The following is a 594-nucleotide window of genomic DNA, read 5'->3' as shown; positions in this document are numbered from 1 at the left end:
AAAGACATCGGCAAAAGCCTGACCGAGAGCGCCTGCGCGTGGATCTGGCCCGCCCAGCGCTCCATTGACCTGGTGCGCGAAGTCGAAGGCCTGGACGTGCTCAAAGACGCCCTCGCTTCCGGCAAAGGCGTGGTCGGCATCACCAGCCACCTGGGTAACTGGGAAGTGCTTAACCACTTCTATTGCAGCCAGTGCAAACCGATCATTTTTTATCGCCCGCCCAAGCTCAAGGCCGTAGACGAACTGCTGCGCAAACAGCGCGTACAGCTGGGCAACCGCGTGGCCGCGTCGACCAAAGAAGGCATTTTGAGTGTCATCAAAGAGGTGCGCAAAGGCGGCCAGGTCGGCATCCCGGCAGACCCGGAGCCGGCAGAATCAGCGGGTATTTTTGTGCCGTTCCTGGGCACCACGGCCCTGACCAGCAAATTTGTGCCCAACATGCTGGCGGGTGGCAAAGCGGTGGGTGTATTCCTGCACGCGGTGCGTTTGCCGGACGGTTCGGGGTTCAAAGTGATATTGGAAGCGGCGCCCGAAGCCATGTATAGCACCGACACCGAAACCGCCTGCGCGGCCATGAGCCAAGTGGTGGAGAAG

General features: G+C 60.6%; 1 protein-coding gene. It reads left to right on the top strand.

All coding sequences use genetic code 11. The features are described from left to right. A partial coding sequence (locus GHN92_RS23635) for a lysophospholipid acyltransferase (RefSeq protein ID WP_153381346.1) occupies positions 1–594 on the top strand: 594 nt, incomplete at both ends.

The sequence above is a fragment of the Pseudomonas sp. FSL R10-2964 genome (assembly GCF_009600035.1).
In the GTDB taxonomy this organism is placed as follows: Bacteria; Pseudomonadota; Gammaproteobacteria; order Pseudomonadales; family Pseudomonadaceae; genus Aquipseudomonas; species Aquipseudomonas bubulae.
This window is presented reverse-complemented; position numbering and strand designations above follow the sequence as displayed.